The organism is Ruegeria sp. G7 (genome assembly GCF_056535465.1).
This window is the reverse complement of sequence record NZ_JBQFIL010000001.1, coordinates 618456-639433: the sequence shown is the minus strand read 5'-3', so window position 1 is coordinate 639433 and position 20978 is coordinate 618456. Positions and strand designations below refer to the sequence as shown.

At 56.8% G+C, this 20978-nt stretch carries 32 protein-coding genes; 30 read left to right on the top strand and 2 right to left on the bottom strand.

All coding sequences use genetic code 11. The features are described from left to right. Positions 1-62 precede the first annotated feature (62 nt). Complete coding sequence (locus ACR3EN_RS03230; protein ID WP_480825446.1) at positions 63-929, top strand: DMT family transporter; 867 nt, start codon at positions 63-65, stop codon at positions 927-929. On the opposite strand, the gene ACR3EN_RS03225 is transcribed toward ACR3EN_RS03230, so the two are convergent. Continuing rightward, on the bottom strand, positions 917-1729 hold the full coding sequence (locus ACR3EN_RS03225) for a putative rhamnosyl transferase (RefSeq protein ID WP_480825444.1): 813 nt from the start codon (positions 1727-1729) through the stop codon (positions 917-919). The two genes, ACR3EN_RS03230 and ACR3EN_RS03225, sit on opposite strands and share 13 nt — an antisense overlap. Before the next feature lie 397 nt (positions 1730-2126). On the opposite strand from ACR3EN_RS03225, the gene rpsL reads away from it, so the two are divergent. From rpsL to rplP, 16 genes are all read left to right on the top strand, one after another. Beyond that, positions 2127-2498 carry a 30S ribosomal protein S12 gene (rpsL, locus tag ACR3EN_RS03220; RefSeq protein WP_005621086.1) on the top strand — a complete coding sequence of 124 codons (372 nt, stop codon included), beginning with the start codon at positions 2127-2129 and terminating at the stop codon, positions 2496-2498. Positions 2499-2513: 15 nt separating this feature from the next. Beyond that, positions 2514-2984 (top strand): 30S ribosomal protein S7, encoded by a 471-nt coding sequence (rpsG, locus tag ACR3EN_RS03215; protein WP_039529242.1) that lies wholly within the window; start codon positions 2514-2516, stop codon positions 2982-2984. An 18-nt stretch (positions 2985-3002) separates the two neighbouring features. Then, positions 3003-5120, top strand: a complete 2118-nt coding sequence (gene fusA / locus ACR3EN_RS03210) for an elongation factor G (protein ID WP_480825442.1) — start codon at positions 3003-3005, stop codon at positions 5118-5120. A gap of 60 nt (positions 5121-5180) precedes the next feature. Then, complete coding sequence (gene tuf, locus ACR3EN_RS03205; RefSeq protein WP_480826044.1) at positions 5181-6356, top strand: elongation factor Tu; 1176 nt, start codon at positions 5181-5183, stop codon at positions 6354-6356. A 311-nt stretch (positions 6357-6667) separates the two neighbouring features. Further along, the gene (locus ACR3EN_RS03200; RefSeq protein ID WP_480819087.1) at positions 6668-7219 is read left to right on the top strand and encodes a hypothetical protein; all 552 of its coding nucleotides are present in this window, start codon (positions 6668-6670) and stop codon (positions 7217-7219) included. A 151-nt stretch (positions 7220-7370) separates the two neighbouring features. Then, positions 7371-7685 (top strand): 30S ribosomal protein S10, encoded by a 315-nt coding sequence (rpsJ, locus tag ACR3EN_RS03195; protein WP_008756422.1) that lies wholly within the window; start codon positions 7371-7373, stop codon positions 7683-7685. Positions 7686-7700: 15 nt separating this feature from the next. Then, positions 7701-8426 carry a 50S ribosomal protein L3 gene (gene rplC / locus ACR3EN_RS03190; RefSeq protein ID WP_008758167.1) on the top strand — a complete coding sequence of 242 codons (726 nt, stop codon included), beginning with the start codon at positions 7701-7703 and terminating at the stop codon, positions 8424-8426. Beyond that, entirely contained in the window at positions 8423-9040 is a 618-nt protein-coding gene (gene rplD, locus ACR3EN_RS03185; protein ID WP_170463489.1) for a 50S ribosomal protein L4, read from the top strand. Before rplC ends, rplD begins: the two co-directional genes overlap by 4 nt. After that, on the top strand, positions 9037-9333 hold the full coding sequence (locus ACR3EN_RS03180) for a 50S ribosomal protein L23 (protein WP_008757532.1): 297 nt from the start codon (positions 9037-9039) through the stop codon (positions 9331-9333). Before rplD ends, ACR3EN_RS03180 begins: the two co-directional genes overlap by 4 nt. 55 nt (positions 9334-9388) lie before the next feature. Continuing rightward, on the top strand, positions 9389-9652 hold the full coding sequence (locus ACR3EN_RS03175; RefSeq protein ID WP_480819088.1) for a hypothetical protein: 264 nt from the start codon (positions 9389-9391) through the stop codon (positions 9650-9652). A gap of 136 nt (positions 9653-9788) precedes the next feature. After that, positions 9789-10772 (top strand): toll/interleukin-1 receptor domain-containing protein, encoded by a 984-nt coding sequence (locus tag ACR3EN_RS03170; protein WP_480819089.1) that lies wholly within the window; start codon positions 9789-9791, stop codon positions 10770-10772. Between the two features lie 373 nt (positions 10773-11145). Further along, entirely contained in the window at positions 11146-11988 is an 843-nt protein-coding gene (gene rplB, locus ACR3EN_RS03165) for a 50S ribosomal protein L2 (RefSeq protein ID WP_170531634.1), read from the top strand. A 3-nt stretch (positions 11989-11991) separates the two neighbouring features. Further along, entirely contained in the window at positions 11992-12270 is a 279-nt protein-coding gene (gene rpsS, locus ACR3EN_RS03160) for a 30S ribosomal protein S19 (protein ID WP_005980699.1), read from the top strand. Between the two features lie 3 nt (positions 12271-12273). After that, positions 12274-12654, top strand: coding sequence for a 50S ribosomal protein L22 (gene rplV, locus ACR3EN_RS03155; protein ID WP_039538267.1), 381 nt, complete (start codon positions 12274-12276; stop codon positions 12652-12654). Then, a complete protein-coding gene (gene rpsC / locus ACR3EN_RS03150; protein WP_008758042.1) occupies positions 12654-13364 on the top strand; it encodes a 30S ribosomal protein S3 in 711 nt (236 codons plus the stop codon). The genes rplV and rpsC overlap by 1 nt, the downstream gene beginning before the upstream one ends. Before the next feature lie 12 nt (positions 13365-13376). Beyond that, positions 13377-13790: a 50S ribosomal protein L16 gene (rplP, locus tag ACR3EN_RS03145; protein WP_117872242.1), complete on the top strand. Its 414-nt coding sequence runs from the start codon at positions 13377-13379 to the stop codon at positions 13788-13790. A gap of 80 nt (positions 13791-13870) precedes the next feature. Here the strand turns inward: rplP and ACR3EN_RS03140 are convergent, their stop codons facing one another. Continuing rightward, entirely contained in the window at positions 13871-14335 is a 465-nt protein-coding gene (locus ACR3EN_RS03140) for a hypothetical protein (RefSeq protein WP_480819090.1), read from the bottom strand. A 183-nt stretch (positions 14336-14518) separates the two neighbouring features. On the opposite strand from ACR3EN_RS03140, the gene ACR3EN_RS03135 reads away from it, so the two are divergent. The 13 genes from ACR3EN_RS03135 to rpmD all read left to right on the top strand — a co-directional run bounded on the left by ACR3EN_RS03135 (position 14519) and on the right by rpmD (position 20811). Beyond that, complete coding sequence (locus ACR3EN_RS03135; protein WP_480819091.1) at positions 14519-15067, top strand: amino acid synthesis family protein; 549 nt, start codon at positions 14519-14521, stop codon at positions 15065-15067. A 40-nt stretch (positions 15068-15107) separates the two neighbouring features. After that, positions 15108-15728, top strand: a complete 621-nt coding sequence (locus tag ACR3EN_RS03130) for a 2OG-Fe(II) oxygenase family protein (protein WP_480819092.1) — start codon at positions 15108-15110, stop codon at positions 15726-15728. Between the two features lie 800 nt (positions 15729-16528). Then, positions 16529-16735 carry a 50S ribosomal protein L29 gene (gene rpmC / locus ACR3EN_RS03125; protein WP_010437082.1) on the top strand — a complete coding sequence of 69 codons (207 nt, stop codon included), beginning with the start codon at positions 16529-16531 and terminating at the stop codon, positions 16733-16735. A gap of 4 nt (positions 16736-16739) precedes the next feature. Then, the gene (gene rpsQ, locus ACR3EN_RS03120; RefSeq protein WP_068340771.1) at positions 16740-16970 is read left to right on the top strand and encodes a 30S ribosomal protein S17; all 231 of its coding nucleotides are present in this window, start codon (positions 16740-16742) and stop codon (positions 16968-16970) included. A gap of 76 nt (positions 16971-17046) precedes the next feature. Next, positions 17047-17415 carry a 50S ribosomal protein L14 gene (gene rplN, locus ACR3EN_RS03115; RefSeq protein ID WP_008757934.1) on the top strand — a complete coding sequence of 123 codons (369 nt, stop codon included), beginning with the start codon at positions 17047-17049 and terminating at the stop codon, positions 17413-17415. Between the two features lie 2 nt (positions 17416-17417). Beyond that, positions 17418-17729 (top strand): 50S ribosomal protein L24, encoded by a 312-nt coding sequence (rplX, locus tag ACR3EN_RS03110; protein WP_155148683.1) that lies wholly within the window; start codon positions 17418-17420, stop codon positions 17727-17729. Beyond that, positions 17722-18282 carry a 50S ribosomal protein L5 gene (rplE, locus tag ACR3EN_RS03105; protein ID WP_480870334.1) on the top strand — a complete coding sequence of 187 codons (561 nt, stop codon included), beginning with the start codon at positions 17722-17724 and terminating at the stop codon, positions 18280-18282. The genes rplX and rplE overlap by 8 nt, the downstream gene beginning before the upstream one ends. 19 nt (positions 18283-18301) lie before the next feature. Then, positions 18302-18607: a 30S ribosomal protein S14 gene (gene rpsN / locus ACR3EN_RS03100; protein ID WP_068340744.1), complete on the top strand. Its 306-nt coding sequence runs from the start codon at positions 18302-18304 to the stop codon at positions 18605-18607. Positions 18608-18620: 13 nt separating this feature from the next. After that, positions 18621-19013, top strand: a complete 393-nt coding sequence (gene rpsH / locus ACR3EN_RS03095) for a 30S ribosomal protein S8 (protein WP_068340741.1) — start codon at positions 18621-18623, stop codon at positions 19011-19013. 11 nt (positions 19014-19024) lie between these two features. Beyond that, positions 19025-19558 carry a 50S ribosomal protein L6 gene (gene rplF / locus ACR3EN_RS03090; protein ID WP_480819095.1) on the top strand — a complete coding sequence of 178 codons (534 nt, stop codon included), beginning with the start codon at positions 19025-19027 and terminating at the stop codon, positions 19556-19558. Positions 19559-19569: 11 nt separating this feature from the next. After that, complete coding sequence (gene rplR / locus ACR3EN_RS03085; protein WP_039523386.1) at positions 19570-19929, top strand: 50S ribosomal protein L18; 360 nt, start codon at positions 19570-19572, stop codon at positions 19927-19929. A gap of 116 nt (positions 19930-20045) precedes the next feature. Then, positions 20046-20609: a 30S ribosomal protein S5 gene (gene rpsE / locus ACR3EN_RS03080; RefSeq protein ID WP_170356677.1), complete on the top strand. Its 564-nt coding sequence runs from the start codon at positions 20046-20048 to the stop codon at positions 20607-20609. Between the two features lie 13 nt (positions 20610-20622). After that, positions 20623-20811 (top strand): 50S ribosomal protein L30, encoded by a 189-nt coding sequence (gene rpmD / locus ACR3EN_RS03075; protein WP_480819096.1) that lies wholly within the window; start codon positions 20623-20625, stop codon positions 20809-20811. Positions 20812-20978: the final 167 nt, after the last annotated feature.

Here is a 20978-nt window from a genome sequence, read left to right as displayed (position 1 = left end):
TTGACATCGGGCGGAGCTGGCCCGCCAATGGCCCCGTTCACGTGCGATTGGATCAAGGCCGAATGACCCCGAATATGAAAGGCGCGCTGCTGATGATGGGCAGCATGGCGGGTTTTACCGTTAATGACACGCTGGTCAAAGTTGCGCTGCAGGATTTGCCGCTGTTTCAACTGGTTGCGATCCGGGGCGCAGTGGCGACCGCTTTGGTCTTTCTGCTGGCCCGGCATCTGGGCGCGCTGCATCTGAACTTTCCGCGCCATGACAAGGGGCTGATCGCCCTGCGCTGCCTTAGTGAGTTGTCCGCCACTTTCTTCTTTCTGACTGCTCTCAAGCATATGCCGCTGGCCAATGTGACGGCGGTGCTGCAGGCGCTGCCGCTGACGGTTACGCTTGGGGCGGCCTTGGTGTTTGGCGAGCATATCGGCTGGCGGCGGATCACCGCGATTGCGCTTGGCTTTGCCGGGATGCTGTTGATCGTGCGCCCCGGTCCAGATGGATTCAGCCTTTATGCCGTCTACGCGCTGATTGCGGTTGCATCGGTCACCCTGCGGGACCTGATCACGCGGCGGATGTCGGCCGAGGTGCCGTCGATGGTGGTCACACTGGCTACATCGCTGACGATCACGGTGACCGCTGCGGTGGTTTCGGTCTTTGAGTGCTGGGTGCCAGTTCCGCTGACTGCCGGCGCGCTCACGGTATCCGCTGCTGTCTTTGTCCTCAGCGGCTATTTGTTCAGCGTCATGGTGATGCGCGTGGGCGAGGTCGGTTTTGTCGCGCCGTTCCGCTATTCCAGCCTGATCTGGGCCTTGGTGCTGGGCTGGTTGGTCTTTGGCGACTGGCCTGATGCAGTGACGATGCTGGGCGCGGCTTTGGTTGTCGGGGCAGGGCTATTCACCCTGTTCCGGGAAAGGTCCACTCAGGCCGAGTGAACCCGCCGCACCACGTCCTGATCGATGGCAAAGCGCGCTATGAATTCGCCCTCTAGCTCGGGCGTCAGAGCCTCAAATTCATCCTTGTTGTTCCGCGCGTGTTTGGAATCGTTGAACCCGTTCAGCGTTCGCACCCACATCGGCGCATCCGAGTAGCTGATGACAGGCATGAACCGTGCGATGCGGTGATGCGTGAAATTCATGACCGACTGGGTACACCCGCCCGCGATATACATGCCCTGCGCGACCCCCAGCATGGGTTTGTAGACCTCTGACGCGCGGATGCCGTTGGGACCGAACCGAGCAAAATACCCAAGGCTGTAGTCGATGCCGACCATCTGATTGTTTGCCAGCAGCCCCGCACTGTCCCCCGCTGCAATGCGCAGGCGCTCGACCAGATCGACCGAGACCGCATCGTCATCGTCATGCCGGAACTGGATACAGGGCTGATCGGGATCGGTGCGGGCCGCATTCAGCACCGATCTCATGACCTGACGCGGCCTCCTCTGGGTGTCGGCGGATTTCTGGATGATCTGAACCTGCTTCATCCCTGCGGTCAGATCATGCAGCCGGTCAAAGGCCGGTTTGGGCAGGCAATCCCCGATCACGATCAGGAAGTTGAAATCCTCATCGGTCTGTTCACGGAAACAGGGGAGGGTCGAGGCCTCGAACAGGCGGAACCGTTCCTCAAGACGGGCGGGGTTATAGAGATAGCGGCGGCGTTCTTCGACGGTTTCATGTTCGGTCTGAAACCCTCCGAGGGCGGGGTAGGAAAAGCGGCACAGGCCGAGAATTTGCATGGGGCACCCGTCAGAATTGGCTTGGGCAGACTATGCCTTTGCCTTTTCCGGCCCGCAACCGGGCACAAGGGCTGGAACGACGCTGGGCAGCCTGATAAATCAGCGCAATCCGGCCCGTGGGGCACACGGACCCGGATGCTGTTGACACTTGGGCCGACTCCCCCTATTACGCGCGTCATCTCGGTACCGGGGGCCGCCCCATAACCGATTTCAGTAATGAACTGGTCAAGGCCCGGACAGTTTTGTCGTTCGCGCCCTCTGATAACAAACCGCGACGTTCACCTCGGAATGGGAACGCTCGCGGGTTTTGCGCTTGTGGACGCATGAGTGCAGCGAATTTAACCGCACGCAACCCGCGTGCATGTCATGTGTGTTGCAAAACGGGGAAGAAACCGGAATGCCAACTATTCAACAGCTGATCCGTAAGCCGCGGCAGCCCAAAGTAAAACGCTCGAAGTCCATGCACCTGGAGCAGTGCCCGCAGAAACGCGGCGTCTGCACCCGTGTGTATACCACCACACCGAAAAAGCCGAACTCGGCTATGCGTAAGGTTGCCAAAGTGCGCCTGACCAACGGGTTCGAGGTCATCTCGTACATCCCCGGTGAAAGCCACAACCTGCAGGAACACTCGGTTGTTCTGATCCGTGGCGGCCGTGTGAAAGACCTTCCCGGTGTGCGTTACCACATCCTGCGCGGTGTTCTGGATACTCAGGGCGTCAAAGACCGTAAGCAACGTCGTTCGAAATACGGCGCGAAGCGTCCCAAGTAAGAAGGAGAGGCTGATATGTCACGTCGTCACGCCGCCGAAAAACGCGAAGTCCTGCCTGACGCCAAATTTGGCGACAAGGTTCTGACCAAATTCATGAACAACCTGATGATCGACGGCAAAAAGTCGGTCGCAGAGCGCATCGTTTACAACGCCTTTGACCGCGTTGAGAACAAGATCAAGCGCGCCCCTGTCGAAGTGTTCCACGAAGCGCTCGACAACATCAAACCGTCGGTCGAGGTTCGCTCGCGCCGGGTTGGTGGTGCAACCTATCAGGTTCCGGTCGAAGTCCGCCCCGAGCGCCGCGAAGCACTGGCCATCCGCTGGCTGATCACTGCTGCACGCGGTCGCAACGAAAACACCATGGAAGAGCGCCTTGCAGGCGAGCTGCTGGACGCCGTTCAGTCGCGCGGTACTGCTGTGAAAAAGCGCGAAGACACCCACAAGATGGCCGAGGCGAACAAAGCCTTCAGCCACTACCGTTGGTAATTCAGAGGCTTATCAAAAATGGCACGCGAATATCCGCTCGAACTGTACCGTAACTTCGGTATCATGGCGCACATCGACGCAGGTAAGACCACCTGTTCGGAGCGTATCCTGTATTACACTGGTAAATCCCACAACATCGGTGAGGTGCACGATGGTGCAGCCACCATGGACTGGATGGAGCAGGAGCAGGAACGCGGCATCACCATCACCTCGGCTGCGACCACCACTTTCTGGGAACGCACCGAAGACGGTCAGACCGCCGATACCCCTAAGCACCGCCTGAACATCATCGACACCCCCGGCCACGTTGACTTCACCATCGAAGTCGAACGTTCGCTGGCGGTTCTCGACGGTGCCGTTTGCGTTCTGGACGCAAACGCCGGTGTTGAGCCCCAGACCGAAACCGTGTGGCGTCAGGCTGACCGCTACAAGGTTCCGCGTATGGTTTTCGTCAACAAAATGGACAAGATCGGCGCAGATTTCTTCAACTGCGTTCGCATGATCGAAGACCGCACCGGCGCACGCGCTGTTCCGGTTGGTATTCCGATTGGTGCCGAGTCCGAGCTGGAAGGTCTGATCGACCTGGTCACCATGGAAGAATGGCTGTGGCAGGGCGAAGATCTGGGCGCAAGCTGGATCAAAGCTCCGATCCGCGACAGCCTGAAAGACATGGCTGACGAATGGCGCGGCAAGATGATCGAAGCGGCCGTCGAAATGGACGACGACGCGATGATGGAATATCTGGAAGGCAATGAGCCCGACGTTCCGACCCTGCGCAAACTGCTGCGCAAAGGTACTCTGGACATCGCGTTCGTTCCGGTTCTGGGTGGTTCGGCGTTCAAGAACAAAGGCGTTCAGCCGCTGCTCAACGCTGTGATCGACTATCTGCCCAGCCCGCTGGACGTTGTTGATTACATGGGCTTCAAACCCGGCGACGAGGAAGAAGTTCGTGATATCGCACGTCGTGCCGATGACGACATGGCCTTCTCGGGTCTGGCGTTCAAAATCATGAACGACCCCTTCGTTGGCTCGCTGACCTTCACCCGGATCTACTCGGGCACCATGAACAAGGGTGACTCGATCCTGAACTCGACCAAAGGTAAGAAAGAGCGCATCGGTCGTATGATGATGATGCACTCCAACAACCGGGAAGAGATCGAAGAAGCGTTTGCAGGCGACATCATCGCGCTGGCGGGTCTGAAAGACACCACCACCGGTGACACCCTGTGTGATGCGAAGGATCCGGTGGTTCTGGAAACCATGACCTTCCCCGATCCGGTGATCGAGATCGCGGTCGAGCCCAAAACCAAAGGCGACCAGGAAAAGATGTCCCAGGGTCTGGCCCGTCTGGCCGCCGAAGACCCGTCCTTCCGTGTGGAAACTGATCTGGAATCCGGTCAGACCATCATGAAGGGCATGGGCGAACTTCACCTGGACATCCTGGTTGACCGTCTGAAGCGCGAGTTCAAGGTGGAAGCGAACATTGGTGCACCGCAGGTGGCCTATCGCGAAACCATCTCGATGCCGGTCGAACACACCTACACCCACAAGAAACAGTCGGGTGGTTCGGGTCAGTTCGCGGAAGTCAAGCTGGAGATCCAGCCGACCGAAGCAGGCGAAGGCTATTCGTTCGAAAGCCGCATCGTTGGTGGTGCCGTTCCGAAGGAATACATCCCCGGTGTTGAAAAAGGCATCAACTCGGTCATGGACAGCGGCCCTCTGGCTGGCTTCCCCGTGATCGACTTCAAGGTTGCCCTGCTGGACGGTAAGTTCCACGACGTTGACTCGAGCGTTCTGGCGTTCGAAATCGCGGCCCGTATGTGTATGCGTGAAGGCATGCGCAAAGCTGGCGCGAAACTGCTGGAACCGATCATGAAGGTCGAAGTGATCACCCCGGAAGAATACACCGGCGGTATCATCGGCGACCTGACCTCGCGTCGTGGCCAGGTGTCTGGTCAGGAACCGCGCGGCAACGCCATCGCGATTGACGCGTTTGTTCCGCTGGCGAACATGTTCGGCTACATCAACACCCTGCGTTCGATGTCGTCGGGCCGTGCCCAGTTCACCATGCAGTTCGACCACTACGATCCGGTTCCGCAGAACATCTCGGACGAGATCCAGGCGAAATACGCATAAGCGAAGATTTGAGGGAGCGTGGGTATCACGCTCCCTTCATTACCGAAAAAGGAGGCCATCATGGCAAAGGAAAAGTTTGAGCGTACAAAACCGCACGTCAACATCGGCACGATTGGCCACGTTGACCACGGCAAGACCACGCTGACCGCAGCAATCACCAAGTATTTCGGTGACTTCAAAGCGTATGACCAGATCGACGGTGCGCCGGAAGAGAAAGCGCGCGGCATCACCATCTCGACCGCCCACGTGGAATACGAGACCGACAACCGCCACTACGCGCACGTCGACTGCCCCGGCCACGCCGACTACGTCAAGAACATGATCACCGGTGCCGCTCAGATGGACGGCGCGATCCTGGTTGTGAACGCTGCTGACGGCCCGATGCCGCAGACCCGCGAGCACATCCTGCTGGGCCGCCAGGTTGGCATCCCGAAGATGGTTGTGTTCATGAACAAAGTGGACCAGGTTGACGACGAAGAGCTGCTGGAACTGGTTGAGATGGAAGTGCGCGAGCTGCTGTCCAGCTACGACTACCCCGGCGACGATATTCCGATCATCGCAGGTTCGGCTCTGGCCGCGATGGAAGGCAACAACCCGGAAATCGGCGAAGAGAAGATCAAGGAACTTATGGCGGCTGTTGATGACTACATCGACACCCCTGAGCGCGCTGTTGACCAGCCGTTCCTGATGCCGATCGAAGACGTGTTCTCGATCTCGGGCCGTGGTACTGTTGTGACCGGCCGTGTTGAGCGTGGCGTGATCAACGTTGGCGACGAGATTGAAATCGTCGGCATCCGCGACACTTCGAAAACCACCTGCACCGGCGTTGAAATGTTCCGCAAGCTGCTGGACCGCGGTGAAGCAGGCGACAACATCGGCGCCCTGCTGCGTGGTGTTGACCGTGACGGCGTTGAGCGTGGCCAGGTTCTGTGTAAGCCGGGTTCGGTTACACCGCACACCAAGTTCGAAGCCGAAGCCTACATCCTGACCAAGGAAGAAGGCGGTCGTCACACCCCGTTCTTCGCGAACTACCGTCCTCAGTTCTACTTCCGGACCACGGACGTGACCGGCACCGTAACTCTGGCCGAAGGCACCGAGATGGTCATGCCCGGCGACAACGTGTCGTTCGGCGTTGAGCTGATCGCACCGATCGCGATGGAAAACGGCCTGCGCTTCGCCATCCGCGAAGGCGGCCGCACCGTCGGTGCTGGCGTTGTGTCGAAGATTATTGAATAATTCGCGCAAGCGAATGATCAGACGGAAAGGGCGTCCCTCGGGACGCCCTTTTTGTTTGAATTCAATAATCCCGAGACGCACCAGAAAAGCGTGTCGAAAATCATCGAGTAAGTCGGCTCTGCCGACTGGTGGGCGGCAGTTGCTCTGAAAGAGCAATGAGAGCCCACACCACCGAACCAAAGAAGGCCGCTCCCAATCAGGGGCGGCCTTTTTGGTTTGTCGACAAAAGAGAACCCGTTATCTTTTCAAGCATCCAACTGCTTAAGCTAGCGAAAAGAATTTTTGCTAAAACTAATTAAAAAGGAGCACTTATGGGAATTCCGCGTACCGCAGGTATTTTGAAGGAGTTTGACCAACTACCTGAATCCCTCAAAGTCTATCTCGAACACTTTCCTGAATTGGCGAGGAAATTCCCTTGGGACGTTTCTCTAAGCTATCTCTTTGCGCAGATCGAACTAGCTCAAAACAAAACGCTTCATGGAGCAATTGTCAGGCTACATCGTGTGGATACGAAACTTGCTCGTGACGTGGTCGATGACTTTCATATGACTCGTAGGGGTTTTCGAGACATGTATAGGAAAGTGACCGGGAAGAAGGTTGCGGCGAGAATTGTTGAGGACGCCGAACAAGCCGAGAAGATCAGAGATAGGATTCTCCATGGAAAGGCCGTATCCGAAGGCGAAAAGCGAAACGCTGTTATATCTGCGCTGCGATATGCTCACAAATTGAATGAACAAGTCGCTAGCGATGCCGGTTTTAAACCGTTTGGCGACATGCGCGGGTTTAAGGGCCGAGGTAGCCCGTTGGACAAAAATACAAGCAGATGGGTGCTCATGGGGATGGGGTTGATTGGTTCGAATTAACTCTTGCCAAACCCCACCAACCCCACTAATACGCGCGAGTTCTCATCAAGAACATCAAGGCGGGGTGATTCCCGCCTTTTGGGTTCGAAGAGGGTTGGCGATGCGCGTCTGTCCTCCTCTCAACCTCAACGCCTGATAAAAGGCTGTATCTATGCAAAGCCAAAATATCCGTATTCGGCTGAAGGCATTTGACTATCGCGTTCTGGATGCCAGCACGCAAGAGATCGTCAACACTGCCAAGCGGACCGGCGCGAACGTGCGCGGCCCGATCCCGCTGCCGAACAAGATTGAGAAGTTCACGGTTCTCCGTGGCCCTCACGTTGACAAGAAATCCCGCGACCAGTTCGAGATCCGCACGCACAAGCGTCTGCTCGACATCGTTGATCCGACCCCCCAGACCGTTGACGCGCTGATGAAGCTCGACCTCGCTGCTGGTGTGGACGTCGAGATCAAGCTGCAGTCGTAATCGGAGGGTATGAGAATGCGCTCTGGTATTATCGCAAAAAAAGTTGGCATGACCCGCCTGTTCATGGAAGACGGCAAGCAGATCCCTGTGACCGTTCTGCACCTGGACAACCTGCAGGTTGTTGCACAGCGTACCGCTGACAAAGACGGCTACACTGCTGTTCAGCTGGGCGCCGGTGCTGCCAAAGCAAAACGCACCTCGAAAGCCATGCGCGGTCACTATGCCGCTGCCAAGGTCGAGCCCAAGCGTAAGTTGGCCGAGTTCCGCGTCTCCGAAGATGGCCTGATTGATGTGGGCGCCGAGATTTCGGCAGAACACTTCCTGGAAGGTCAGAAAGTTGACGTTTCGGGCACCTCGATCGGTAAAGGCTTTGCCGGTGCGATGAAGCGTTGGAACTTTGGTGGTCTGCGCGCCTCGCACGGTGTTTCGATCAGCCACCGTTCGCACGGTTCGACCGGTCAGTGTCAGGATCCGGGCAAGGTTTTCAAAGGCAAGAAGATGGCCGGTCACATGGGTGCTGCCCGTGTCACCACCCAGAACCTGGAAGTCGTCAAAACCGACGCCGACCGGAACCTGGTCTTCATCAAGGGCGCCGTTCCTGGACCGAAATCGGGCTGGGTCACCGTCAAGGACGCCGTGAAGAAGAAAGCACCGGAAGGCCTGCCTTTCCCGGCTGCTGTGAAATCGGCTGCAACCGAAGCACCTGCGGAAGAAGCGCCCGCGGAAGGTGGTGAAGCATGAAACTTGATGTAATCAAACTGGACGGCGGCAAAGCCGGCGACATCGAGCTGAACGCCGATCTGTTCGGTCTCGAGCCGCGTGCGGACATCCTGCACCGTGTGGTCCGTTGGCAGCGTAACAATGCGCAGGCCGGCACTCACAAGGTCAAGACCCGCTCGGAAACCAGCTACTCGACCAAGAAGATCTATCGCCAGAAGGGCACCGGTGGCGCACGCCATGGTGACCGTAACGCGCCGATCTTCCGTGGTGGTGGTATCTACAAAGGCCCCGTCGTGCGTTCGCACGGCCACGACCTGCCCAAGAAGTTCCGCAAGCTTGGCCTGCGCCACGCTCTGTCGGCCAAAGCCAAGGCGGGTGAGCTGGTCGTGATCGAGAACGCCGAAGCCGAAGGCAAGACCGCCGCTCTGGCCAAACAGGTTGCAAACCTGGGCTGGAAACGTGCTCTGGTCATCGACGGCGCGACCGTGAACGAAGGGTTCCTGAAAGCGTCCAAGAACATCGAAGGCCTGGATATCCTGCCGACGATGGGCGCAAACGTCTATGACATCCTCAAGCGTGACACTCTGGTGCTCACCAAAGCGGCTGTCGAAGCACTGGAGGCTCGTCTGAAATGAGCGCGAAGGCAGAACACTACGACGTGATCCGCAAGCCGATCATCACCGAAAAGTCGACCATGGCGTCCGAAAATGGCGCGGTTGTCTTTGAAGTGGCGATCGACAGCAACAAGCCGCAGATCAAAGAGGCCGTTGAGGCGCTGTTTGGTGTGAAGGTCAAAGCGGTGAACACCACCGTGACCAAAGGCAAGGTCAAGCGGTTCCGTGGCCAGCTGGGCCGTCGGAAAGACGTCAAAAAAGCATATGTGACCCTGGAAGAGGGGAACACCATCGACGTGAGCACCGGTCTTTGATCGGATCACGTTTGTGGAGAAAGATAAAGGCCCCCGCGAGAGCGGGGGTTTTTTGTTGGACCAGAGCACAAGCCGCGCCAGCGACTGCCCGTGGGATGGCGCTGCAACGGCTGATCTGGGCACTTTATGGTGCCAAACACATCCGAATTCACACCGAGGCACAAACGTCCCCAAAGCGCCAGCCCGCCGGGACGGGCAGTCGCTGGCGCGGCGGCCTTCGGCCTTGTCCCGCGCTTGGTTGGGCAAGTGGAAAGACGTCAAAAAAGCATGTGTGACCCTGAAAGAGGGTAACATCATTGACGTGTCCACCGGTCTCTAGTCGAATCCGTCTTTGGAGAGAGAGAAACAACCTCGCTTAAGCAGGGGTTTTTGCAGTTCTCAAAAAAGAGTAGAAAAAATACACCAATAAGGAGTTTCGCATTCGTGCTATTGCATTCATTAAGGCTGGCTCCTAGATGGAACAAAAGGGCAACTGTCGATGGCAAGGTTTTAAATTTATGCGCATTTTCATTTCGTATTCTCACCACGATACACCGGCACTAGAGCGACTGCATGTCCATCTTGCAAACCTTCAACGAGAGGGTCGTATAGCAGCATGGTATGATCGCGAAATATTGGCGGGTGATGTATTGAACGATGAAATCTCTCAAGAGTTAGAAGTTGCTGACCTCTTCTTGCTTATGATAAGCCCTGACTTTATCGCGTCGAACTACTGTGTAGAACGTGAAATGGCCCGCGCGTTGGAGAGACACCAAGCCAAAGAAGCAAGGGTAGTCCCAATCATCATACAGCCTTGCGACTGGGCTGCGATGCCAGAATTGCGGCAATTGAAAGCGGTTCCGAAGGACGGCAAACCCGTTAGTGAATGGGCGAATGAGAACAATGCATACTTGAATATTGTTCAGGAACTACGCCGCATTATTGAGGCACAATCTTCAAAAACACTGCGGACTGACGCTGTTGAAATATCCAAACCGAACTTGGAAGAAATGCCACGCTACAGAGTGAAGCGTGACTTTGACGAGATCGATCGGAGCGAGTTCCGTGAAGCTTCATTCGCTACAATGAAGGATTACTTCGAGCGAGCGATTTCGGAGATAGACGCTGTTGAAGGGATAAGGGGTCGATTTGTGAATCGAGGTCCTGCGTCCTTTGGCTGTACTGTGATAAATCAAGAACGACATCGCGGTGTGGCGCATTTGACGGTCCACTGCCGAAGTGCAGACTACGCACTAGGAGATATTTACTATTCATTCAACGAGAACGCCTCTGAGAACACTGCAAATGGCGGATTCAGTGTTGCATCAGATGAATATGAACAATTCCTAGAAGCGTCGCTTTCGATGTTTGGGAGTCCGAGCGACAGGTTAACCGCTCAACAGGCTGCCGAGTTTCTTTGGAATCAATTTATTGAACAAGCGGGGATTACCTATGCCTGAACGAGTTTATTACCGGTGTCTAAATTGTGGGCATCGCTTTGAAGCGGAAGTCCTTACGAAAGAAGAAACGCAAGAAGCTCGTCGGCAAGACCGACCAACTAGTAACGTGCATTGTCCAAAGTGCAATCGAATTGATATTCGAAGGGGGTGGGAGTGAGAAGTATTGAAAACTGAGGATTTAATGCCTCTTTCCCCTATAGACACCCACCCCCAACACTGCTACATGCACCCAATCTTGCGGCCTCGGATTCGTTCCGGGGCCTCTGATATTTGTAACCGGGGACCTTCGGGGCCCTATACCCTTGGCACCTACGGGGGCCTATCACATAGCGAGGGAACGCCCCTCGCACTTGCTAAACGGAAGACAGAAAGCATGGCACTCAAGTCGTACAAGCCGACGACGCCGGGCCAGCGCGGGCTGGTGCTGATCGACCGTTCGGAGCTTTGGAAAGGACGTCCGGTCAAGTCTCTCACTGAGGGTTTGACCAAATCGGGCGGCCGGAACAACACCGGACGGATCACTTCACGCCGCCGCGGCGGTGGCGCAAAGCGTCTCTACCGGATCGTTGACTTCAAACGGAATAAATTTGATGTCGCGGCAACCGTCGAGCGGATCGAATATGACCCGAACCGGACCGCATTCATCGCACTGGTAAAATACGAAGACGGCGAGCAGGCATATATCCTGGCTCCGCAGCGTCTGGCTGTTGGTGACAAAGTCATCGCGTCGGCAAAAGCTGACATCAAGCCGGGTAACGCAATGCCGTTTTCGGGTATGCCCATCGGTACCATCGTCCACAACATCGAGATGAAGCCCGGCAAAGGCGGTCAGATCGCACGTGCGGCCGGTACTTACGCTCAGTTCGTTGGTCGCGATGGCGGCTACGCTCAGATCCGTCTGAGCTCGGGCGAGCTGCGCATGGTCCGTCAGGAATGCATGGCCACCATCGGTGCCGTGTCCAACCCCGACAACTCGAACCAGAACCTCGGTAAAGCCGGTCGTATGCGCCACAAGGGCGTTCGTCCGTCGGTTCGTGGTGTTGCAATGAACCCGATCGATCACCCGCACGGTGGTGGTGAAGGTCGTACCTCGGGTGGCCGTACACCGGTTACGCCGTGGGGTAAGGACACCAAGGGTAAGCGTACCCGCAACAAGAACAAAGCGTCCCAGAAGCTGATCATCCGCTCGCGGCACGCCAAGAAGAAGGGACGTTAATCCATGTCTCGCTCTGTTTGGAAGGGTCCTTTCGTCGATGCTTACGTGCTGAAAAAAGCCGAAGCAGCGCGCGAGTCGGGCCGCAACGAAGTCATCAAAATCTGGTCGCGTCGTTCCACCATTCTGCCCCAGTTCGTGGGTCTGACCTTTGGTGTGTACAATGGCCAGAAGCACATTCCCGTCAACGTCTCGGAAGACATGATCGGTCAGAAGTTCGGTGAATACTCGCCGACCCGTACCTATTATGGCCACGCCGCAGACAAAAAAGCGAAGCGGAAGTAAGTCATGGGCAAGGAAAAGAACCCCCGCCGCGTGGCTGAAAACGAAGCAATGGCGAAAACCCGCATGCTTCGCACCAGCCCGCAGAAACTGAACCTGGTTGCGCAAATGATCCGCGGCAAGAAAGTCGAGAAGGCTCTGACCGACCTGACTTTCTCGAACAAGCGTGTCGCGCAGGACGTCAAAAAGTGCCTGCAGTCCGCAATCGCAAATGCCGAAAACAACCACAACCTGGACGTTGACGAGCTGATCGTCGCCGAAGCCTGGGTTGGCAAGAACCTGGTCATGAAGCGCGGTCGTCCGCGTGCCCGTGGCCGTTTCGGCAAGATCATGAAGCCGTTCTCGGAGATCACCATCAAGGTGCGTCAAGTTGAGGAGCAAGCCTAATGGGTCATAAAGTAAATCCGATCGGCATGCGCCTGCAGGTCAACCGCACCTGGGACAGCCGCTGGTACGCCGACACCAAGGACTACGGTGATCTTCTGCTGGAAGACCTCAAGATCCGTGAGTTCATCAACAAAGAGTGCAAGCAGGCCGGTGTTGCCCGTGTGATCATCGAACGTCCGCACAAGAAGTGCCGCGTTACGATCCACACAGCACGTCCCGGTGTCATCATCGGCAAGAAAGGTGCAGACATCGAAGTTCTGCGCAAAAAGCTTGCGCGGATGACCGACAGCGAACTGCACCTGAACATCGTCGAAGTGCGCAAGCCCGAGCTTGACGCGCAGCTGGTTGCCGAGTCCATTGCTCAGCAGCTGGAGCGCCGCGTCTCGTTCCGCCGCGCGATGAAGCGGTCGGTTCAGAACGCCATGCGCATGGGCGCCCTGGGTATCCGGGTGAACGTCGCTGGTCGTCTGGGCGGCGCCGAAATCGCACGGACCGAGTGGTACCGCGAAGGCCGCGTGCCTCTGCACACCCTGCGTGCCGACATCGATTACGCACATGCCGAAGCGATGACTCCCTACGGGATCATCGGGATCAAAGTCTGGATCTTCAAAGGTGAGATCATGGAGCACGATCCGCAGGCACGTGACCGTAAAGCACAGGAACTCCAGGACGGCCCTGCACCTCGTGGTGCTGGTGGCGGTCGTCGCTAAGGAGGGAAAGATATGCTTCAACCAAAGCGTACTAAATTCCGCAAGATGCACAAAGGCCGGATCAAGGGCGAAGCCAAGGGCGGCTCTGATCTGAACTTTGGCACCTACGGCCTGAAAGCCCTGCAGCCTGAGCGCGTCACCGCGCGTCAGATCGAAGCTGCACGTCGTGCCATGACGCGTCACATGAAGCGTCAGGGCCGCGTCTGGATCCGCATCTTCCCCGACACTCCGGTCACTGCAAAGCCGATCGAAGTTCGTATGGGTAAAGGTAAAGGTTCGGTCGACCGCTGGGTTTGCAAGGTCAAGCCCGGTCGCGTGATGTTCGAGATCGACGGCGTCAATGACGACATCGCCCGCGAGGCCCTGCGCCTGGCTGCGATGAAGCTGCCGATCAAGACCCGCGTCGTGGTTCGCGAAGACTGGTAAGTGATTGGGGGAAACCCCGATTTGAAAAGGCCCCCGGCGTGTTCGCGTCGGGGGCTTTTTATATTCCGGCTCTGCCCGTGTTAAGTGGGATCGGGCTCGGCCGAGCTGCGCGATACCAAGGTGCGCCAAACCCAGGCGAGGATGAGAGTCATCCCAACATGCGCGATGAATGAGGATTGGGTATAGGCGCCGAACCCCATCATGAAGCTGCGGCCGACCAAAGGTGCCAGAACACCTTGTGCCACAAACCACAATGCAACTCCGGCCAATGCACCTGACGCGATATGGCCCAGTCCGCTTACTTCCTTTACAGCCCAGACTATCCCTGCAAAGCCTACGACGCCGATGAGAAAGTGTATCGCAAAGGCCGCCCCGTATGGCAGTGCGAGACCAGTGAACTTGGCGGTCAGCGCGATAACAAGGTTGGCGGGCTGAAGGGTGACTCCAAACAGGAATGGAGACACAAACCAGGCGTAGACCTCGAAGGCCAATTCGCCGATCAATCCGGCAACAAGGAGGGGAACGACAAAGGCAAGCTGGGGCATAAATGTGGGTCCAATCGAGAGCAGGCTGAGAACAAGATGGTAAGCAGCAATCGATCTATTCACTGGACCCTGCATTGCCAGCCTAAATGCCACCGGAATTGGCCAAGGTAACGCAAATCTGAAGTGCCCTTGCCTATTCTCGACCAGCGCTTAGGCTTTGGATCGGATCTGAGAGGGGACGCTATGGTTCAGCTACGAAAAAAGGTGTTTGCCAAGGAAATCATAACAACTGACCAAATGGGCCAGCCTTGTGATCCGATCAGCCGGGTTGCTGCGCTTGCGGTATTCCCGAACCCGCTGGCTGGCCGGTTTTCTGACGATCTTTCAGAGTTGTTCGAGATCGGTGGCCTTCTGGGTCCTGAACTTGCCGCCGAAGCAGTTGCCCAATTGGAGGGTGTCCCGATTTCATACGGCAAGGCTGCGATCGTTGGCATCAACGGAGATCTCGAGCAGGCAGGGGCGGTGATCCACCCCAAGCTTGGTGCCCCCATGCGCGCCGCTGCAGGTGGCGGTGAGGCGGTGATCCCCTCGAACGCCAAGCTGGGCGCGCCGGGCTGCGTGATTGACTTGCCGCTTGGCCACAAGGACAATCCGTGGTCGTTTGATCATTTCGACACGATGACGCTAAGTATTCCGGACGCGCCGAAACCGGATGAGATCGTGCTGTGCCTCGCTTATGCCGACGGCGGTCGCCCGATCCCGCGCTGTGGCAAAGGGCCCATCAAGACCTAAGCGTCTGGTCTTGCCGAAAGGGCTGGGGTATGCCCGGCTCATGGCACAGATTGAATCACTCTTCGTTACCCGTCTTTATCGCGCAGCTTTGTCCGAGTTTGATCCCAAGATCGACGCGGAAGAGTTGGAAAACTCATGCCTTGTCATCGCCGAGGATGATGAGGCAGGGCAGGGCTGGTGTGAAGAGAACGGCTATCCCGGTTATACCAGCTATGCCTCGCTGACTGATTTGCCTTGGCGGTTTCCGATCTTTGCCGATCTGGTTGCCGTACTGGACCAACACGTGGCGGCCTTTGCCAAGGATCTGGAGTTCGATCTGGGCGAGGGCGAGTTGAAACTTGAGGACCTCTGGATCAACATCCTGCCCGAAGGCGGAATGCATTCCAGCCACCTACACCCGCACAGCGTGATCTCGGGTACGACCTACGTGGCGATGCCCGAAGGGGCGAGTGCGCTGAAACTGGAAGACCCCCGCTCAGGCCGAATGATGGCCGCGCCGACGCGTCTGAAAGGCGGGCGGCGGGATTTGCAGCCGTTCATCTATATGAAGCCGCAGGTGGGTGATGTTCTGCTGTGGGAAAGCTGGCTACGCCACGAGGTGCCGATGAACATGGCCGAGGATGAGCGGATTTCGGTGAGTTTTAACTATAAGTGGGAGTGAGCCCCGGTCCGCGCAGCGGCAATCTCTCCGGTGGAGCGATTGAGGGGCGAACGGGCGGAGCCCTTTTGGGAGGTACCGATTGCAATTCAGAATATCTTAGAACACTCAATAGAGCGAAATATATTTTGAAGGACGTTTTAACCAATGCCTCGTTGGATTCTGATAGTACTTGCAGTTTCAATTCTCTTGCTTTCAATCACCTTTTCCAGTTTCTACGGCGTTAGCGCCAAAGCCTCGTTGTGGGATCCGGATGGGTCAGACAACAATGGTTGTCGATCAGCTGCTCCAATCAACGTAACTTTGACAAACTATAGTTTTAGACGTGTTGCGCGGGCCGAGATTAGTCTTGAGGTTTGGGTGAATGGTCAGGCGAGAAATGTTCTTGTCGATCCCCGAACAAGGGAGTTTGATTTAGTCACGCCACCCTTTTCTACTCGCTCCATGTGTTTTTCCGATTCTCTTTTCGAAAGGGATAATGAGGATGAGCAAGGAAATAACTTGGCAGTGTCGATCATAACCAACGCTAGTCGTTGGATGTCTTCGTATGCTAAGTTTCGAAAGAAAGCAGAGATCAGTGTCGTGCTTGAAGATGTGACTTTCAGATAGAAGTCACGGGATAAAAAGCACAATACTGCCATCAAAAAACTTCCTCTTGCCACCCACCCCTTAAACCCTTATACGGCGGCATCCTGCAAGTCCCCCGGCCGAGTCGGGGGATTCGCATGTCTATCATTCATCCACCAGGTCCAAGGTGACCCTGTCAGGGGGCCTTCTGGTGTTTTGAGCAAAGGAAAAAGGCGATGAACGCCCAAGAACTGCGTGACAAGACCCCGGACCAGCTCCGCGAGGAACTGGCCAACCTGAAGAAAGAAAGCTTTAACCTGCGCTTTCAACAGGCAACCGGTCAGCTGGAAAACACTGCTGGTATCAAAGCGGCCCGCCGCAATGCTGCCCGTGTCAAAACCATTCTGAACGAAAAGGCCGCTGCCGCGGCATCCGAGGAGTAATCAGATGCCCAAGCGTATCCTGCAAGGCACCGTGACCAGCGACGCCAACGAACAGACCGTAACCGTATCCGTCGAACGCCGCTTTACGCATCCGGTTCTGAAGAAAACCATCCGTAAGTCCAAGAAATACCGGGCTCACGATGAAAAGAACGCCTTCAAGGTCGGCGATACAGTCCGCATCATCGAATGCGCGCCGAAATCGAAGACGAAACGTTGGGAGGTTCTGGAGGCGTAAGCCCCCGGGACTTTTCCATTTGTCGAAACCCTGGGGGATCTAACGAGACCAGCCCCCACAGGTCGGGAGAAACCACATGATCCAGATGCAGACCAATCTGGATGTCGCTGACAACTCCGGCGCACGCCGAGTTCAGTGCATCAAGGTCCTGGGTGGTTCCAAGCGTAAATACGCCTCCGTTGGCGACATCATTGTCGTCTCGGTGAAGGAAGCCATCCCGCGCGGCCGCGTAAAGAAAGGGGACGTCCGCAAGGCCGTCGTCGTACGCACCGCCAAAGAAGTCCGTCGCGAAGACGGCACCGCGATCCGTTTCGATCGCAACGCCGCCGTCATTCTGAACAACAACAACGAGCCCGTAGGTACCCGTATCTTTGGCCCCGTTGTTCGCGAACTGCGCGGCAAGAACTTCATGAAAATCATCTCGCTGGCTCCGGAGGTGCTGTAATCATGGCTGCTAAACTCCGCAAAGGCGACAAGGTCGTCGTGCTGGCCGGCAAGGACAAGGGCAAAGAGGGAACCATTTCCTCGGTTGACCCCAAAGCCGGTAAAGCTGTTGTCGATGGTATCAACATCGCCATCCGCCACACCCGCCAGACCCAGAACAGCCAGGGTGGCCGCCTGCCTCAGGCAAACCCGATCGAGCTGTCGAACCTGGCTCTGCTGGACAAGAACGGCAAAGCAACCCGCGTTGGCTTCCGCATGGAAGGTGACAAGAAGGTGCGCTTCGCCAAGACCACAGGGGACGTGATCGATGCTTGATTCCGCAACCTACACCCCGCGTCTGAAAGCTCAGTACGTTGAAACCATCCGTGCCGCTCTGAAAGAAGAGTTCGGCTATAAGAACGACATGCAGCTGCCCAAGCTGGAAAAAATCGTTCTGAACATCGGTTGTGGTGCTGAGGCGGTCAAAGACTCGAAGAAAGCCAAAGCTGCTGTCGAGGATCTGACTGCGATTGCCGGTCAACAGGCCGTTTCGACCAAGGCGAAGAAGTCGATCGCGGGTTTCCGCGTCCGTGAAGACATGCCGCTGGGTGCGAAAGTGACCCTGCGCGGTGACCGGATGTACGAATTCCTGGATCGTCTGATCACCATCGCGCTGCCGCGCGTTCGTGACTTCCGCGGTGTGAAACCGTCTTTCGATGGTCGTGGCAACTTTGCCATGGGCATGAAAGAGCACATCGTCTTCCCGGAAATCGACTTCGACAAGGTCGACGAGGTCTGGGGCCTGGATATCGTAATTGCCACCACAGCGAAGACCGACGCTGAAGCGAAGAGCCTGTTGAAAGCATTCAACATGCCGTTCAACGCATAAGCGCCGGAAGGATAGAGACATGGCTAAAAAAGCAATGATCGAACGCGAGAAGAAGCGCGAGCGCCTGGTGGCCAAATATGCCGCAAAGCGTGCCGAGCTGAAAGAAATCGCGAATGACGAGAGCCGCCCGATGGAAGAGCGTTTCAAAGCGCGTCTGAAACTGGCGAAACTGCCGCGCAACAGCTCGGCTACCCGTCTGCACAACCGCTGTCAGCTGACCGGTCGTCCCCACGCTTACTACCGTAAGCTGAAGGTCAGCCGTATCGCGCTGCGCGAGCTGGGTTCTGCTGGTCAGATCCCCGGCATGGTGAAATCGAGCTGGTAAGGGAGACATAGATATGAATGATCCTATCGGCGATATGCTCACCCGTATCCGCAACGCGCAAATGCGCGGCAAGTCCACCGTTTCCACCCCCGCATCCAAGCTGCGCGGTTGGGTTCTGGACGTGCTGGCGGACGAAGGTTACATCCGTGGCTATGAAAAGACGACCGGTGAAAACGGTCATCCGGCCATCGAAATCAGCCTGAAATACTACGAAGGCACCCCTGTTATTCGCGAACTGAAGCGGGTCTCGAAACCCGGCCGTCGCGTCTACATGGGCGTCAATGACATCCCGCAGGTCCGTCAGGGTCTGGGCGTGTCGATTGTCAGCACTCCGAAAGGTGTGATGTCGGACGCAAACGCTCGCTCCAACAATGTTGGCGGCGAAGTGCTCTGCACCGTCTTCTAAGGAGGTCTGCAATGTCTCGTATTGGTAAAAAACCGGTCGAGCTGCCCAGCGGCGTTACCGCCTCTGTGTCGGGTCAGACCATCGAAGTGAAAGGTCCGAAAGGCACCCGCAGCTTCACCGCAACCGATGACGTCACGCTGTCGGTCGAAGACAACGTTGTGCAAATCAACCCTCGTGGCATGTCCAAGCGTGCCCGCCAGCAGTGGGGCATGAGCCGCACCATGGTTGCCAATCTGGTGACCGGTGTGACTGAAGGCTTCAAAAAAGAGCTGGAGATCCAGGGTGTTGGTTACCGGGCTCAGATGCAGGGCAACACCCTGAAGCTGAACCTGGGCTACAGCCACGATGTTGATTTCGTTGCTCCGGAAGGTGTCACCATCACCGCGCCGAAGCAGACCGAGATCGTTGTGGAAGGTATCGACCAGCAGCAGGTGGGCGAAGTCGCGGCCAAAATCCGCGAATGGCGCCGTCCCGAGCCGTACAAAGGCAAGGGCATCCGCTACAAGGGCGAGTTCATCTTCCGCAAGGAAGGCAAGAAGAAGTAAGGACGCAAACAATGGCAAACAGCAAAAGAACCCTGTTTCTGAAGCGCCGCCTGCGCGTTCGGAACAAACTTCGCAAAGTCAACGCGGGCCGTGTACGCCTGTCGGTTCACCGTTCGAACAAGAACATCAGCGTTCAGCTGATCGACGACGTTCGTGGCGTGACCCTGGCCTCGGCCTCGACCCTGGAAAAGGATCTGGGCGTCGTTGGCAAGAACAACGTCGAAGCGGCCACCAAAGTGGGCGCGGCCATCGCCGAGCGTGCCAAGAAGGCAGGCGTCGAAGAGGCCTATTTCGATCGTGGTGGCTTCCTGTTCCACGGCAAGGTGAAGGCAGTTGCCGACGCCGCGCGTGAAGGTGGTCTGAAGATCTAAGACCTGTGGGCAGCTTGACGGCTGCCCCGATGATCCGGGGGCCTCGGCAACAGTCGGGGCTCACTTGGATTGAAGAAAACGGTGCCGAGAGCGCCATATGAGAAAAGGGATGCCAAATGGCAGAACGTGAAAACCGTCGGGGCCGTGGCCGCGACCGTGAAGAAGCACCGGAATTTGCCGATCGCCTGGTCGCAATCAACCGCGTGTCGAAAACCGTAAAAGGTGGTAAGCGCTTTGGCTTCGCCGCTCTGGTGGTTGTCGGCGATCAGAAAGGCCGTGTCGGCTTTGGCAAGGGTAAAGCGAAAGAAGTACCCGAGGCCATCCGTAAGGCAACTGAACAAGCCAAGCGTCAGATGATCCGCGTGCAACTGCGCGAAGGTCGGACCCTGCACCACGACATCGAAGGCCGTCACGGCGCCGGTAAAGTGGTCATGCGCACCGCGCCTGAAGGTACCGGTATCATCGCCGGTGGTCCGATGCGTGCTGTGTTCGAAATGCTGGGCGTTAAGGACGTTGTGTCCAAGTCGCTGGGCTCGCAGAACCCGTACAACATGATCCGCGCCACCATCAACGGCCTGCAAAAAGAGCAGAGCCCGCGTTCGGTTGCCGCACGTCGTGGTAAAAAAGTTGCCGACATCCTGCCCAAGCGGGACGAAGCACCGGCTGAAGCCGAAGCGTAAGGAGTAGCGAGCAATGGCAAAAACCATCGTCGTCAAGCAGATCGGTTCTCCGATCCGTCGCCCCGCCGAACAGCGCGCAACCCTGATCGGTCTAGGCCTGAACAAGATGAACAAGACCCGCGAACTGGAGGACACTCCTTCGATCCGCGGCATGATCCGTAAGATCCCGCATCTGGTTGAGATCGTCGAAGAGCGCGGCTAAGCGCGACTTCTTCGAAGAACTTGAAACGCCCTCGACTTAGTCGGGGGCGTTTTTCTTTAAGGACGGCATTGGCTATTGCGGTCGACGTCATGTCGGTATCGGAAAAGATCACCCGAGGCTGGTTTGCTTTGACTGGCTTCAAAGCGCTTGGTCGACGGGCAGATCGA